Source organism: Streptococcus sp. UMB0029 (assembly GCF_002871495.1).
In the GTDB taxonomy this organism is placed as follows: domain Bacteria; phylum Bacillota; class Bacilli; order Lactobacillales; family Streptococcaceae; genus Streptococcus.
In genome coordinates this window covers 33,295-46,265 of the sequence record NZ_PNGD01000013.1, presented here as the reverse complement: position 1 = coordinate 46,265, position 12,971 = coordinate 33,295, and the positions used below count along the sequence as shown (strand labels likewise).

Annotated in this window: 13 protein-coding genes; 1 reads left to right on the top strand and 12 read right to left on the bottom strand. The window is 39.9% G+C overall.

What is annotated here, in order from left to right:
• Window positions 1-3: 3 nt before the first annotated feature.
• The 12 genes from CJ239_RS09305 to pbp2b all read right to left on the bottom strand — a co-directional run bounded on the left by CJ239_RS09305 (window position 4) and on the right by pbp2b (window position 11,867).
• Window positions 4-789 (bottom strand): RNA-binding protein, encoded by a 786-nt coding sequence (locus CJ239_RS09305; RefSeq protein WP_102211354.1) that lies wholly within the window; start codon window positions 787-789, stop codon window positions 4-6.
• Window positions 786-1,049 carry a YggT family protein gene (locus CJ239_RS09300; protein ID WP_042900552.1) on the bottom strand — a complete coding sequence of 88 codons (264 nt, stop codon included), beginning with the start codon at window positions 1,047-1,049 and terminating at the stop codon, window positions 786-788. Before CJ239_RS09300 ends, CJ239_RS09305 begins: the two co-directional genes overlap by 4 nt.
• The gene (locus tag CJ239_RS09295; protein WP_102211353.1) at window positions 1,049-1,582 is read right to left on the bottom strand and encodes a cell division protein SepF; all 534 of its coding nucleotides are present in this window, start codon (window positions 1,580-1,582) and stop codon (window positions 1,049-1,051) included. Before CJ239_RS09295 ends, CJ239_RS09300 begins: the two co-directional genes overlap by 1 nt.
• A 9-nt stretch (window positions 1,583-1,591) precedes the next feature.
• Window positions 1,592-2,263, bottom strand: a complete 672-nt coding sequence (locus CJ239_RS09290) for a YggS family pyridoxal phosphate-dependent enzyme (RefSeq protein WP_102211352.1) — start codon at window positions 2,261-2,263, stop codon at window positions 1,592-1,594.
• 4 nt (window positions 2,264-2,267) lie between these two features.
• Window positions 2,268-3,521, bottom strand: coding sequence for a cell division protein FtsZ (ftsZ, locus tag CJ239_RS09285; RefSeq protein WP_102211351.1), 1,254 nt, complete (start codon window positions 3,519-3,521; stop codon window positions 2,268-2,270).
• 17 nt (window positions 3,522-3,538) lie between these two features.
• Complete coding sequence (gene ftsA, locus CJ239_RS09280; RefSeq protein ID WP_102211350.1) at window positions 3,539-4,918, bottom strand: cell division protein FtsA; 1,380 nt, start codon at window positions 4,916-4,918, stop codon at window positions 3,539-3,541.
• Window positions 4,919-5,132: 214 nt separating this feature from the next.
• The gene (locus tag CJ239_RS09275) at window positions 5,133-5,837 is read right to left on the bottom strand and encodes a TIGR02206 family membrane protein (protein ID WP_102211349.1); all 705 of its coding nucleotides are present in this window, start codon (window positions 5,835-5,837) and stop codon (window positions 5,133-5,135) included.
• Window positions 5,838-5,927: 90 nt separating this feature from the next.
• Window positions 5,928-6,539 (bottom strand): NUDIX hydrolase N-terminal domain-containing protein, encoded by a 612-nt coding sequence (locus CJ239_RS09270; RefSeq protein ID WP_102211348.1) that lies wholly within the window; start codon window positions 6,537-6,539, stop codon window positions 5,928-5,930.
• Window positions 6,526-7,899 carry a UDP-N-acetylmuramoyl-tripeptide--D-alanyl-D-alanine ligase gene (gene murF, locus CJ239_RS09265; RefSeq protein WP_102211347.1) on the bottom strand — a complete coding sequence of 458 codons (1,374 nt, stop codon included), beginning with the start codon at window positions 7,897-7,899 and terminating at the stop codon, window positions 6,526-6,528. Before murF ends, CJ239_RS09270 begins: the two co-directional genes overlap by 14 nt.
• A gap of 84 nt (window positions 7,900-7,983) precedes the next feature.
• Window positions 7,984-9,027, bottom strand: a complete 1,044-nt coding sequence (locus CJ239_RS09260; RefSeq protein WP_102211346.1) for a D-alanine--D-alanine ligase — start codon at window positions 9,025-9,027, stop codon at window positions 7,984-7,986.
• A 175-nt stretch (window positions 9,028-9,202) separates the two neighbouring features.
• Window positions 9,203-9,799, bottom strand: coding sequence for a recombination mediator RecR (recR, locus tag CJ239_RS09255; protein WP_102211345.1), 597 nt, complete (start codon window positions 9,797-9,799; stop codon window positions 9,203-9,205).
• A gap of 10 nt (window positions 9,800-9,809) precedes the next feature.
• Complete coding sequence (pbp2b, locus tag CJ239_RS09250; RefSeq protein ID WP_102211344.1) at window positions 9,810-11,867, bottom strand: penicillin-binding protein PBP2B; 2,058 nt, start codon at window positions 11,865-11,867, stop codon at window positions 9,810-9,812.
• A 191-nt stretch (window positions 11,868-12,058) separates the two neighbouring features.
• Between pbp2b and CJ239_RS09245 the strand changes: the two genes are divergently transcribed.
• A complete protein-coding gene (locus tag CJ239_RS09245; protein WP_102211343.1) occupies window positions 12,059-12,910 on the top strand; it encodes a MurR/RpiR family transcriptional regulator in 852 nt (283 codons plus the stop codon).
• Window positions 12,911-12,971: the final 61 nt, after the last annotated feature.

The window sequence follows — 12,971 nt, the reverse complement described above, 5'->3', positions numbered from 1 at the left end:
TCCTCACTTACTTAATAACAATTGGACCGTTAATTTCTTTTTATCTTTTTTTGTTTGCCCATTATCTCTAACGAGTTTTAATCGACCGAATTTCCTTACACTAATCAAGTCACCAACTTGAACTGTATAATCTGATTTTTCAACTAAATGGTAATTAACTTGAACTGCCTGCTTTTCAATTAACTGATTTGCCTGATTTCTTGACAGTTTGAAGACCCCCGCTAGGAAAACATCTAATCTAGAACTAGCGATACAAATATCCAATTCTTGATAATCTTCTACTGTAGCAATTTTCTCAGCAAAATCCCGTTCTTCTAGACGAACAGGTAGACGGGCAATTTTCGTAATGCCGTCTTGGAAAAGGAGAGTAAACTGTCGATTAATGATAATCTGTGCTCTCTCTTCATTGACTAAGATATCACCAAACAGCTTCCTATCAATTCCCAGCTGATTTAAAACAGTCCCTAATATTTTTGCATGCGTTAAACGTTCAAACTTATTAGAATAAACTATTTCTTGCAAGGATAGTTCAAAATCAGAGAATTTGGGTTCAAAATAATCAGGATACAGGAGTATCCGCACGTATTCAGTTTCAAGAAACTGCCGACTGCTCATGTAGGAGATGCCGTTCGTTGAGGCTAGAACTTTTAAAATCTTTTCCTGATGAGGATTTACAGAAGGTGTTAAAAACGGAGAATAAGAGTCTTCTACCTTTTTTATCCATTCTGCTCCCTTATCAATAAAAGACAAATCATTCTTAGAAAAGTGCTGATAGATCATCTTGTTCATAGAAACATCACTAAAAGTCGAATCAATTGGTTCCCTAAAAAATGCACTAATAAAACCGCAATCCAGACAGACAAGTCAAGTCCTGCAATCTGAAGGGGTAAACGTTGTAAAGGAGCTATTATCGGTTTCACTAAGCTAATAATCAAGCGACCTAGACGCGATTCATAAGCATTGGGGAACCAAGACATCAGAGCAAAAACGACTAAAATCAGTGAATAGATATCCACTGCATTTTGAATAAAACGAATTAGAAAGAGCATTATTTCACTCTCGTACGTTTCATATCAAAACCAAATTCACCATTTTGTGATTCATCTGGAATTTTGATATCTTCAATATTGACGACAACATCAACTGGCGTCAGTAGGTACATAGTAGATGCTACCTTTTTCATGTTACCAGCTAAAACATGACGTGCCCCATCCAGATAGTCCAAACAACGACGAGCTTGAACTTCTGTCATATATTGGAAATCAATCAAAATACTTTCGTTACCAGCTAATAAATCAACAATTTCTGTAGCATCTTCGTATTTGCGTGGATAACGAACATCAATCGTCACCTTATCAGTAGAACGTTGACTTTGCATAGCCAATTCTTGTTGACGGGCATGAAGACGAGTAATGTTTTTTTCTTTAGATGGCGCAGTCGCAGCTTGTTGAGGCAACTCTTTTACGGAAGAAACTGGAGCCACAATCGGTTCCTCAGCTTTAGGCTGATAAGTAGTAGCAACATCTTCTCCATCTTCTGTAAAATAATCTATAAATCTATCAAATCTATCTTTTAAAGACATCTTTCTTTCCTATTTAAAAAATGCTGTGCCAATTCTGACAAATGTTGAGCCAAATTCAATCGCTTCCTTGTAGTCACGACTCATCCCCATACTCAAGTCCGTCATTGGCATATTGGAAATTTGTTTTTCTCTAATTTCTAGTTGCAAATCCTGTGTAGCTTTAAAAATCTCTTTCAACTCATCACTACTAGCTTCAAAAGGAGCCATTGTCATCAAGCCTACATATTCAATTTTATCTAAGGTTGCCAACTCTGGCAAGAGTTCCAATAGTTCTTCCTTTGAAAAACCATGTTTGCTCTCTTCCCTTGAGATATTCACTTGTAAGAAACACTTAATAACTCGGTCACTTCTCTTTTGAATTTCCTCTGCTAGCTTTAATGAATCCAAAGCATGGAAATAATCAACATATTGAATAACATCCTTAACCTTACGTCTTTGCAAAGTGCCAATCAAATGCCAACTAATATCTTGGTCTTTTAAAGCTTGATATTTCTCAAGGAACTTATCCACACGATTTTCACCAATATGATGCACACCTAGCGGAAGCAAAGCCTCCGCTGTTGGTACGTCTACATATTTTGTAACAGCAACAACTGAAACAGAATTATCTTCTCTTCCTGCCTGCTGACTTGCATCCTTTATTTGTTGAAAAACACGTTCTGTATTTTCTTTCAAATTCATTTACTTAACGATTTTTGAAAAATGGAGGAGTTTCTAATTCATCCTCTTCTAAAGATGGTGCTTCGAAACGTTCAACTGGCGATACAAGGGAATCAGTTGGACGAACAATCGTCTCACGTCGCAAATCCCAATCACCAAATGCTGATGTTTTAGAAGTTTCTGTACGGCGAGGTGCTGGACTTGGAATTTCTGCAGTTTCAGCCATGTCATAGTGACGGTCATAGTTACGTGTATGACTTGGACTCACTTGTTCATGACGAACAACTTGTTTTGGTGCATGTCCAACAACTTTTTCAACACGATCTTGACGAACACCTGTTGCAACAACTGTTACGCGAATTTCATCACGCATGCTTTCATCAATAGATGTTCCCAACCAGATGTTCACTCCTTGACCAGCTGCTTGGTTAACGATTTCTGATGCTTCTTCTGCTTCAATCAAAGTTAAGTCAAGTCCACCAGTAACGTTGACGATAACATCTTCAGCACCGTCAATAGTTGTTTCAAGAAGTGGTGAGTAGATTGCCTTACGAGCTGCTTCTACCACACGTTCTTCTCCACTACCGATACCGATACCCATTAAAGCATTCCCTTTATTTGCCATAACTGTTTTCACATCGGCAAAGTCAAGGTTAATCAAACCAGGATTTGTAATCAAATCTGTAATCCCTTGAACACCTTGGCGAAGTACGTTATCAGCTTCGCTGAGTGCTTCAAGAAGTGGAGTTTTCTTATCAACAATTTCAAGCAAGTTGTTGTTTGAAATAATCAATAGGGTATCTACATGTTCGCGAAGTTGGTTGATTCCTTCAACAGCAAATTGTCCACGTTTGCTTCCTTCAAAACCAAAAGGACGTGTCACAACACCAACTGTAAGAGCACCTAAATCTTTAGCAATACGAGCAATAACAGGAGCTGCACCAGTACCTGATCCACCACCCATACCAGCAGTAATGAAGACCATATCCGCTCCACTGATAGCAGCTGTCAATGTTTCTTCGCTCTCTTCGGCAGCTTTTCGACCAACTTCAGGTTGACCTCCAGCACCCAAACCACGTGTCAATTTAGGGCCCAACTGAATTACGGTCTCAGCTTTTGTACTACTCAAAGCTTGTACATCTGTGTTTGCTGCGATAAATTCTACGCCCGTAACACCTTCGTCAACCATGCGGTTAATGGCGTTGCCGCCACCTCCACCAACACCGATTACTTTAATAACTGCACCTTGAGCAGCCGCTGTATCAAATGAAAATGTCATAGTTTATTTTTCCTCTTTTATTCATCAAACATACTTCCGATTAAACCACGGAAGCGATCTGCGATTTTTTGTTTATTTTGAGAAGATACTTTATCCTCTTTCGGAGCAACTACGTTCGTAGAAGCTGATGGTTCCACCTCTGTATTTGAAGCTGATTGAATCGGGGTAGGTTGTGACACCTGGGTGACACGTTGAATCATCCCACCAAAATTGATTGGTTGGTGACGCAAGGTATCTTCACCCTTGACTGCTCGTTGTGCTAACAAATGCACCTCAGTCAATTGACCAGCAAATTCAGACAAGCTAATCACATGAGCAAAAGCAGGGTTACGAATTCCAACTTGATTTGGAACGTAAAGTTTGACACCAACACCAAAGACTTCCTGTGCAAGTTCTACAATACCTGGTAAAATAGCATTTCCACCAATCAGAACAATTCCACCTGGAAGATCCAACAAATGTCTTCTTTCCAACTCTTGTTTGATTTGTTCAAAAATGTGTTTAATGCGAGCTGAAATAATCTCTGCTAGGTAGCTTTCTGTAACTTCTACAGGCTCTACTTCACCAATCACTTCAACTTGGAAGGTTTCATTGCTTGCAAGCGAAGGGTAGGCTTCTCCATAGTTCAACTTCAATCCTTCAGCTAATTTCTGTGAAGTCTTCAAGACTTTAGAGATATCTTTTGTGACATAATCTCCACCTTCTTGAAAAATATTTGTAAACTGGAGTTCTTGGTTACGGATTGTAGCAACAGTTGTTTGACCTGCTCCCATATCAATCACAGTAGCTCCAAATTCACGCTCGCCTTCGTTCAAGACTGAACGAACCAAAGCCAATGGTGAAATAATAATATTTTCAACTTGTACACCTGAGCGCTCAACTGTCTTGCGTAAATTGTGAAGAATAGTACGTGGACCTGTGTAAAGCAAACCACGCATTTCAAGACGCACCCCCATCATTCCACGCGGGTCACGAATACCTTGGAAACCATCTACGATAAATTCTTCTGGAATAAAAGTAATGACTTCACGATCGGGTGTCATACTCTTTGTCAAGGCTGATTTGACAACATTCTCGACATCTTGATCTGTAATTTCTTTTGTATCAGATGTCACTGGAATCATTCCTTGAGTTGGTTCTACTTGCAAAAGATTTCCAGGCAAACCAACATTCACTGATTTGATTGAAATGCCTGCTTTTTCCTCTGCCTGGAAAATAGCCGACTTAATAGCAGTTGCTGCTGCTTCAATATCAACGATAATCCCATCTTTTACACCTTTACTCTTGGCATTACTTACACCAATTACGTTTAGTTCACCATTTCTAAGCTCAGCAACCAATACCTTAATCGAATTGGTTCCAATATCTAAGCCTGTAAAAAAACCATCTCTAGCCATTACATCGCATCCTCTCTATCTTCCAAGTTTCTAACTTCTATTCAATATAGCTAAAATAGGGCATAGCTATTCACAGAATATTATAACACAAAAAATCCAATCGTGCTTAGTTTTTTCCTAAATTTACTTGCTATTTTTTCACTTTTGCTCATCAGCTTTTTATTTTCCAAACAAATTATAAAAAATCAGATTTATGAAAAAAGAAAGCTCATTTCTAAGCTTTCTTTGCAATCATTTTTTCTGCTTCTTGCTCTAAAAATAGTTCCAAGATTTTCTTGGTCAAGGTAATCGCGGCAGACAAGGCTACTGACACGATCAAATAATTAGCTACTAAGCCGTGATCCCCAACCAATGGCGGTTTTGTCAAGAATCCGTAATCGCCACCTGTTACCAAATTGACCACAAAAATCAAGGCATTTAGGGCAAAGGTCATGAGAAAAATTCTTTTTACATCCAGCAATCGTGCATCATACTGTCTTAATAGATAAACCAATGAGTTCCCCAAAAGAGCTAGGTGCCCAAAGATAAAGGACAAAATCGCAATATGTGGGAAAGGATAGGCATCTGGAACTGGATAAACAAAGGCTGCTAATGTCCCAAATGTTCCCAATAATGCAAAATACTGCCTATATTTAGACTGACCAGGAAGCAAGAGCACCACAAACATAGCCATACGGCAATGGTAAAAAGGTAGGCTTTCTGATAGCGGCATATGATTGACCCAATACCAACCATAAAGTAGGATTAACTGAACCGCCTGCAAGATTTGGAAAAATCGTTGGTAAACCTTCTTTTCACGATAGCGATAGGCTGTATAAAAGGTTAAGGCTAAGAGCGTAAATAGGCTAACATACCAAAAAAGATCAAACTTGGGTGGCTCTGTTGCCTGAGTCGTAAAGAAAATGTCCCATAAATTCATCTAGTCTTCCTCATGATTCAAAATTTTCCTGCATATTATTATACCATGCTATTTGTCAAAAATGGATTTAGAAATACGATAATCATCTTCTTAGTCAAGATATTGCTCCCTCTGACCTTGATAAACCTGCCAAAGAATCTCTATTTGCTCCTTGGTAATGCGTTTTTCAGATAAGTTCGGCAGTTGGTCAATGGCAAAAAATTGAAGGTCAGCAATTTCTTGATTTTCTTGGAATTGCCCAGCGAGAAGCTTACATTCAAAAACAAACTTTGCATATTGTTTACTCTGTAGTTGGAAACGATTGGTATCAAAAACAGCTAGTAGTTTTTCAACTTTGGCTTTGAAACCGGTTTCTTCTTCAATTTCCTTGAGAATATTTTCAGTTGGTGAATAACCGACCTCGCCAAAGCCACCTGGCAAAGCCCAATCATTCTCTCCTTGTCCCCTAACCAGACAAATTTTTTCATCCTCAACTATCCAAGCACGGACGTCCATTAAAGGAGTCGCATAAGCGAAAGTTGGTTTCAAGACTTCTGCCACTTCTTCTACATCGAGGTCTGATGCTTGATCCAGCATTTCAGATAAAAGGACCCGCAAGTCCTCATAACGCTCACGGTCAAAAGGATCCTTTGTAAAGGTTAATCCAGTATCTGTAATGGCAATCATTCTTTGCAAATACTTGACAAAATCACTTGTCTTCATGTTCTAAACTTTCTACCAACTTGGCTAGATTCATAGAGTTGGATCCTTTTAGTAGGATTTGGTCATGAACTCCAAGGCTTTCCTTGACCTGCTTAGTCATAGCCTCAAATTGGTCCTCGTCGGCTGTTTTTTTGAAGTAGTAAACGTGGCCGATTGGAAACATTTGACTGGCCAATTGGGCTAATTCAGCAATGTCTTCTCCATAGAAAATAACGGTATCCAGCACATCTGGCGAAAGGCTCAAGATCATCTGATTATGAAGCTGAACAGACTGGTCACCGAGTTCCTTCATGTCCGCTAAAACCGCAATTTTCTTGCCACCTTCATTGGCTGGAATGGCAGAGAAAGTCTCTAAAATCAACTTCATAGCAGTTGGATTGGCATTGTATACGTCAGACAGAATATCTGCTCCATTGGCTGCTTTCTTCCACTCGGTACGGTTACGCGTCAATTCAAGATGTTGGAAGGCCAAACGAATTTGCTCCTCTGAAACTCCTTCTTGTAGGGCAACATAGGATGCAATCATAGCATTGGTGGCATTGTACTTACCAGTCACTGGCAAATCGAGGACTTGTCCCCAAAAATTAGCCTTAAAGGTCAGACTATCCTTACGCTCAACCAAGTCGGTAATTTCCAACTCTGCTCCTTGACCAAAACGGACCACCTTTTTATCAGTTGGCAAGTAGTCCTCTACAATAGTGTCAATTGGCGCTAAAAGCAAGGAACCAGGTGCCATCCCGTCTGCAATTTGCATTTTTCCTTTAGCAATCTCAGAACGGTCTTTGAAAAAAGCCAAATGGGCTTCTCCAACCAAGGTCACGATGGCTGTTTTTGGACGAGCCAATTCAGACAAGAGATGAATATCGCCCAAGTGATCCTGCCCCATCTCCAAAACCAACTTTTCTGTCCCTTCAGGCATATGGAGAACTGTATAGGGAAGACCAATCTCATTATTGTAGTTGCCTTGAGTTTTGTAGGTCTTGTAGGTCGTTGACAGTAAATGCGCCAACATATCCTTGGTCGTCGTCTTACCATTTGAACCTGTGACAGCAAAGACATCAACAGTCGTTTTTTCAAGATAGTAGGCAGCTAGTGATTGAAAGGCAGCCAAAACGTCATCTACTAGAATGTAGGGATGATTTGCGACCTCTTTCTCAGATAGAGTTACTGCTGCACCATTTTCAAAGGCTGTCTCGATAAAGTCATGCCCATCACGCGCACCTTTAAGTGGAACAAACAAGTCCCCTGTAGTAATCAAACGACTATCAAACTCAGCTTTTTCTAACTGAGTGTCCTCAAATATGCTGATATCATTTTTAGCTCCTACAACTTGAGCCACTTCATGGATTGTTAATTTCATTTCTACTCCTTTAAAAAGGGTTGAAGTCCGAGAACTCAAGTCACCTTGCAGCGATGGTTCTGGCTTCTACCCTCTCTTTCATTTTTATAGCAAATGCGCTTCGCGCTTGTCAAAACTTTCCTTGGCAAGGTCAACCAAACGCTCGATCAGGTCTGGGTAGCTGATTCCCATATTGTCCCAAAGTAGTGGATACATAGACCACTGGGTGAAACCTGGCATGGTATTGAGCTCGTTGAGGAAAACCTCTCCCTTATCTGTATAAAAGAAATCACAACGAGATAGACCTAAACCACCGATTGCACGGAAGGCAGTTTCTGCATTTTGACGCATGACAGCTACCACATCATCACTGATCTTGGCTGGGATGTCCATGGTAATCTTATTATCAATATACTTGGCATCATAGTCGTAGAAGGCAACATCCTTGACTACTTCTCCTGGAAGGGTGCTTTTGACATCGTAGTTGCCCAGTAGACCAACCTCGATTTCACGAGCATCCACCCCTTGCTCTACCAAGACACGGCTGTCATATCGGAAGGCAAGTTCCAAGGCTTGACGGAGTTCTTCTTGATTTTCAGATTTAGAAATACCGACACTAGAACCCATGTTTGATGGTTTTGTGAAAACTGGATAAGTCAATTTTTCTTCAACTTCAGCGATTTTAGAAGTCACATCATCACCTTCGACGATGGCCACATAAGGAACTTGGGCAATACCAGCAGATTCCAGAACACGCTTGGTCGTGATTTTATCCATGGCAAGACTTGATGACAAGATGTTGCAACCAACGTAAGGAATTCTCAAAACTTCCAAGAATCCTTGGACAGAGCCATCCTCTCCCATCGGACCGTGAAGGACTGGAAAGACCACTGCCCCTTCTTCATAGATAGCACTTGGAGCAACTTTCTTATCCCAATCAATAGTTTCATTGGTCATGAGACGGTCCTCTTGACCAGGAATCTGGCTAAATTCTTGCGTTTTAATAAAGTCACCTGACTGGCTGATAAAGAAAGTCTTGACTGTGAAACGATCGTAGTTGACCGCACGCATGATACTCTCAGCTGAAAGGACAGAGACTTCACGCTCTGCACTACGCCCACCGTATAAAAGAATAATCGTTTGCTTCATATTATTTGTTCCAATTCTAATAGAATACTCGTTCTTTAGTATATCATATTTGCTTCTTTTTTGAAACTTGAACCTGATACTGGTCTTCAATATATCTAAAAAGAGACCGATAAAACAAATATCGACCTCCTTGATTTTTGGTATAAATGAATTGAGTTTGTTAATTTGTCTAGACTTACAGCTCTGTTCGATTTTCAATGGCTCGTAAGAGTGTGACTTCATCTGCATACTCGATATCTGCCCCCACAGCAAGACCACGTGCTAGGCGCGTAACTTTAATCCCAGCTGGCTTGAGCAAACGTGAAAGATACATGGAAGTTGCTTCCCCATCTGCCGTAGCATTGGTTGCTACGATTACCTCTGAAACCTCACTATCCATCAGACGAGTCATGAGGCTCTTGAGATTGATATCATCCGGACTAATACCATTCATGGGAGAAATGAGTCCATGCAAAACATGATAGAGTCCATGATATTCTTGGATGTTCTCCATGGCTGCCACATCACGACTATCCTCGAGAACTAAAATTGTCGTCTGGTCACGAGTCGGATCGGTACAGATAGAGCAAGGATCGTCATCAGTCAAACGACCACAGATGGTGCAATAGGTCAGCTCTCTCTTAGCAGAAAGGAGATTTTTTGCAAATTCATTGACATCGTCATCAGACATCCCAATCGTATAAAAGGCCAGACGTGTAGCCGTCTTAATCCCGATACCCGGTAACTTGGAATAACTGTCAATTAGCTTGGCAATAGGTGTTGGATAAAGCATATATTCCTTTCTAATTCATTGGATGATGTTGGTTATAGAGGTTGATAATGTCGCGCGCAATGGAAGGGCCGACACCATTTGTCAGATTGGTGTTATGTGGAAAGACAACAGCTACAGCGATTTGAGGATTATCTGATGGGGCATAAGCCACGGCGTTGGTGTTGTTGGCTTTTTGACCACCTGCTACATAACTTTCGGCAGTACCCGTTTTCCCACTAATGGATACAGCTGCACCATTGGAAAAGGCACGACCTGTTGTCAAAGCACTCCCACCGTGAGAAACTTGATAAAATCCTTGTTGGAGGATGGAAACATCAGACTCAGAAATATTAATTTTATTCATTTCCTTGGTATCAATAGATTGGATTAAGTTCCCTAAGCCACCTTGTTCGTTGTTTCCATAAATCCCCTCAACAATGTGAGGTGCAATCCGAACACCGTTGTTGGCAATAGTTCCAACGTACTGGGCCAATTGCATTGGGGTGTAGTTATCAAACTGACCAAATGCATTGGTAATGTAATTAGCAAAATTATACTCTTTTGGTATAAAACCAGTTGACTCATCTGGAAGGTCAATGCCTGTTGAGGCTCCAAGACCATATTCAGCAAATGTCGAACGAAGTTTCCCCATAGCGGATTCTAAATTGTTAGTTAAAACAAACATATTGGGTTGATAGGTCTGACCCATAATGCCCAAAGCCGTTTGAACCATATAGGTATTAGAAGAATACTCCAAGGCTTCCACAGCTGTAATCGGGAATGAACCGTAGGCTTGAGTATACCAAGAATTAATTGGAGCTGAACCTTGGAAGACAATCGGTTGGTCTGTCAAGGTCTGATTCCCTGATAAGACTCCATTCTCCCAACCAGAACTGATAGTTGCAGCCTTGACAACCGAACCTGGAACAAAGACATTGGTCACCGTTCCCAAGGAATCAGGCTTCAATTCCCCCGTTTTCAGGTCATGTTTGAGCCCTGACATAGACAAAACTGCACCTGTTTTGGGGTTCAAAGCAACTGCATAAACACCTTCAGAATATCTAGCTCCTCCATTTCCTAACTCAGAATTGAAATAACTCTTAAGCAGATTGTCCACGCTATCTTGAAATGCCAAATCGATGGTCAGTTTAATATTGTTCCCTTTGGTACCATCTTCGATATTTTCGACACTCTCCATGTTGCCATACTTGTCTAGATGGATCTCTTTTACCGAGCGTTTTCCTTGCAGGGTTTCCTCATATTGTTTTTCTAGATAAGAAGTTCCAACACGGTCATTTAAAGAATAACCTTTTTTAAGATAGGAATCTGCTTCTTCGGCTGGGAGACCAGCTTTTTCACTGGAAACACTTCCTACTATAGAAGAAAGCGAAGTTTCTAGAACCTTTCGATCCCAGGAAGTTGAAATACTGATACCAGGTAAATTCCTAGAAGCCGAAGCAATCAAGGCAATCTGTGTATCTGTCAAGGAATCTGTCGCAACGGTTCCTGTCGCAAAATTTTCTACTGCATTGAGTTGGCTAAAGAGGTAAATTTCTTTCTTTTCGTCATCCGAGTAGGTCAATTGACTTGGATCTATGCTTTCTACTGTGTTATTGTAAAGCTCAGACTCAGATAATTGATTCCCATCAGAATCAAGGCGTTTCTCACGTGGTAAGCTTTCCACTGCTTTCTTGTAGACATCTTGATCTGCTAGATAATAGTCCGCCAACTGTCGGTCAGTCAATGTTGGAGAAGAAACTCCCACATAGGCTAGCAACTTCTTGGCTGTTTCTTTCAAATCTGCGGCCGTCATCTTGTTGTTCCTTGTAAAAGATACAACTTGCTTGATGGTGTTTTCGACGAGAGGTTTCCCTGTTGCATCGTAGATTTGTCCACGAGCCGAACTAGTTGTCACCTTTGTTTTACTTGCCGATGCTAGTTTTGTCTCATAAAAATCTTTGTTCAAAACCTGCATGTAAAGCAGGCGACCAATGATGGTCATAAAGAGCAAAATAACAATTGAAAACAATAAATTAAGCCGAATCGGAATCGAATGGCTATCAAATTTTCTCATACAAGTCAGTCTCATTTCTATTTAAAATCTCATTCTTCATTGTACCACAAATTGAGAAGAAAATTATGGAAAATGGGAGTACTTTATTTGATTTTTAAAAGAGCTTTTCTTTTTTATTTAATTATCATTATTTTATATGGTATAATAATGTCAACCAATAGAAAATTTTTTCTTTCAATTTAATATAAATCATACAAAGGAATCCCATGAACAATCAAGACATTCCCTCTATTATTGATCTCCACTTTGATGAATTAACTGAATTAGAACAAGAAATTGCTCGCTATTTCTTACAGGTCGATACGATACAGGATGATTTATCATCACAAAATGTCGCTCAGAAACTTCATATTTCCCAGGCTGCCCTAACTCGTTTTGCTAAAAAGTGTGGTTTTACTGGCTATAGAGAATTTATTTTCCAATACCAACATCAAATTGATAACCAAAATCTTCAGCTATCGACCCATAATCCTCTTATCCAAGGTGTTCTCAGAAGCTATAGCAATATGCGAGAGCAAACTCAAGAATTAATTAATGAAAATCAAATAGAACGAATAGCTAATATGATAGAAGATGCTGAAAGAGTCTATTTTTTTGGCACTGGAAGCTCTGGCCTTGTCGCTCGTGAGATGAAATTACGCTTTATGCGTTTAGGGGTGGTATGTGAAGCTATAACCGATCAAGATGGCTTTGCTTGGACTACTAGTATCATGGATGACAATTGCTTGGTTCTAGGTTTTTCACTATCTGGAGCCACTCAATCTATTCTGGATAGCTTGTTAGATGCTAAAGAAATGGGGGCAAAAACAGTCCTCTTTACCAGCGTACCAAACAAAGAAAACCAACTGTATACTGAAACTGTACTGGTTGCTAGTCACAATCAATCATCCTATATTCAACGTATCTCCTCTCAACTTCCAATGCTTTTTTGGGTTGATTTGATTTATGCTTACTTTTTAGAAATCAATCGAGAAAACAAAGAAAAAATTTTCAATAGCTACTGGGAGAATAAAAAACTTAATGGCTATCGAAGACAAAGAAGAGTTAGAAAATCCTAGTTTGGCATTACCAAACTAGGATTTTTATTCGTCACTAAATATAACTCATCTAGATCCTGAG